This is a genomic window from Nocardia wallacei (assembly GCF_029869545.1).
In the GTDB taxonomy this organism is placed as follows: Bacteria; Actinomycetota; Actinomycetes; order Mycobacteriales; family Mycobacteriaceae; genus Nocardia; species Nocardia wallacei_A.
The window spans coordinates 1-2,581 of record NZ_JARWQD010000213.1 but is presented as its reverse complement, the minus strand read 5'-3'; the positions used below and the strand labels follow the sequence as shown (position 1 = coordinate 2,581).

The window sequence follows — 2,581 nt, the reverse complement described above, 5'->3', positions numbered from 1 at the left end:
CACCCCCCCCCCCGGCGGGGCCAGCGCCCCCACCCCCCCCCCACCACCACCCCGGCGGCCCCGCTGCCCGCGGCCGCCGCGCCGCGCGCCCGGGGGGGGGGGACGCCCGCGCGGCCGCGTCCGGCGCGCGACGGCAACCGCCCCCCGTCCGGCCCGATCACCGGCGGCCACCGGGCCTCCGCGGGCGGCGCCCCGCCTTCCGGTCCGCCCCCGCGCCGGGGCGGCGGCGGTTCCGGCGGTTCCGGTCCCGGCGGGCGGCGCCCGCAGGCGAAGAAGAAGTCGCCGTGGCGCATCGTGCGCCGCGTGCTGTATGTGCTCGTGGCACTGGCGATCGTGGTGCCCAGCGCGATCTTCCTGGTCTCCTACACCACGGTCAAGGTGCCCCAGCCGGGCGACCTCAAAACCAATCAGGTCGCCACCATCCTCGGCTCCGACGGCAGCACGGAGATCAGCAAGATCGTGCCGCCGGAGGGCAACCGCACCGACGTCACCATCGACCAGATCCCGCCGCACGTCCGCAATGCCGTACTGGCGGCCGAGGACCGGGACTTCTACACCAACCCGGGCTTCTCGATCTCCGGCTTCGCCCGCGCCGCCCGCGACAACGTGCTGGGCAAGGAGAGCGCCGGCGGTGGGTCGACGATCACCCAGCAGTACGTCAAGAACTCCATGGTCGGCAATCAGCGCTCGGTCAGCCGAAAGCTCAAGGAGCTGGTGATCTCGGCGAAGATGGCGCGGCAGTGGAGCAAGGACGACATCCTCGCCGCCTATCTGAACACCATCCCGTTCGGCCGCGGCACCTTCGGCATCGACGCGGCGGCCCACGCCTACTTCGACAAGCCGGTGCAGGAGCTGTCGGTGGAGGAGGGCGCGGTGCTGGCCGCGACCATCCAGCAGCCCTACGGCCTGGACCCGGAGAACAACCCCAAGGGCGCCGAGGCCCGCTGGAACTACGTGCTCGACGGCATGGTCGGCGGCGGCACCCTGGCGGCGGGCGACCGGCAGAAGATGACCTACCCGCACGTGGTGTCCTCCAGCGCGGCCACCGACGACCCCGTCGATTCCGGCCCCAACGGGCTGATCAAGCGGCAGGTGATGCGCGAGCTGTCCGAGGCCGGTATCAGCGACACCCAGATCAACACCGAGGGCCTGCAGATCACCACCACGATCGACCCGAAGATGCAGCAGGCCGCGGTCAACGCCGCCCAGAAGAATATGAAGGGCGAGCCGGAGCAGCTGCGCACCGCGGTGGTGTCGGTCGACCCGAAGACCGGCGCGGTGAAGGCCTACTACGGCGGCGAGGACGGGCAGGGCTACGACTTCGCCAACGCCGGGCTGATGCCGGGCTCGTCGTTCAAGGCGTTCGGCCTGGCGGCGAACCTGGAGCAGGGCAAGCCGCTGTCGACGATGTACGACAGCGGCCCGCTCACGGTGAACGGCATCAAGATCACCAACGTGGAGGGCGAGTCCTGCGGCACCTGCACCATCGCCGAGGCGCTCAAGCGGTCGTTGAACACCAGCTTCTATCGCATGCAGCTGGATATGAAGAACGGCCCGCAGAAGATCGCCGACATGGCGCACAAGCTCGGTATCCCGGACACCATCCCGGGCGTGGGCAAGACCCTGGTCGATCCCGACGGCGGCCCGCCCAACAACGGCATCGTGCTCGGTCAGTACCAGGCCCGACCGCTGGACATGGCCTCGGCGTACGCCACGCTCGCGGCCTCGGGCATGTACCACAAGCCGCATTTCGTCTCGAAGGTCGTGACCGCCGACGGTCAGGTGCTGCTGGATCGCGGCGACGTCGCCGGTGAGCAGCGGGTCCCGGCCCCGATCGCCGACAACGTGACCTCCGCGATGCAGCCGATCGCCGGCTGGTCGCGCCACCACGATCTGGCCGGTGGGCGCGCCTCGGCGGCCAAGACCGGTACCGCCCAGCTCGGCGAGACCGGCGAGAACCGCGACGCCTGGATGGTCGGCTACACGCCGCAGCTGTCCACCGCCGTGTGGGTCGGCACCGAACAGGGCGAGAAGCTGCGCAACGCCAGCGGCGCGATGATCTACGGCTCGGGCCTGCCGTCCGACATCTGGAAGGACACGATGGACGGCGCCCTGAAGGGCATGCCCAACGAGAACTTCCCGAAGCCCGGCCCCATCGCCGGTCAGGCGGGCGTGCCGTCGTGGACCGCGGCCTACACTCCGCCCTCGACCACGCAGGAGTACGTCCCGCCGGTCGTGGTGCAGCCCTCGCAGGTGGAGATCCTGCCGGGCGTCACCATTCCGGTGCCGGGCCTCGCGCCCAATCCGCGGCAGCAGCCGCAAGGGCAGCAGGGACAGGGCCAGCAGCAGGATTCGGGCCAGGGCCCGCTGCCCGGTCAGCCGGTCGCCCCGAGCGGGGAATCCGGTGCGGGTGACGGGAATTCGCCGGGGACAGGGAACGGTACGTCGCCGCGGCAACGGTAGCCTCGGGTGCCGTGATCGAGCAGCAACTGGTGAACCGACCCACCGCCGGGGACGCGGGCGCCGACGGCACGCGCGGCGACGCGTCCCCGGCGGGGGCGGCCCCGGGGCGGCGGGCGGG

Annotated in this window: 1 protein-coding gene; it reads left to right on the top strand. The window is 71.7% G+C overall.

Annotation, left to right across the window (positions count from 1 at the left end; all coding sequences use genetic code 11):
- Nucleotides 1–156: 156 nt before the first annotated feature.
- Nucleotides 157–2,463: a transglycosylase domain-containing protein gene (locus QH290_RS18035; RefSeq protein ID WP_280266679.1), complete on the top strand. Its 2,307-nt coding sequence runs from the start codon at nucleotides 157–159 to the stop codon at nucleotides 2,461–2,463.
- Nucleotides 2,464–2,581 lie beyond the last annotated feature (118 nt).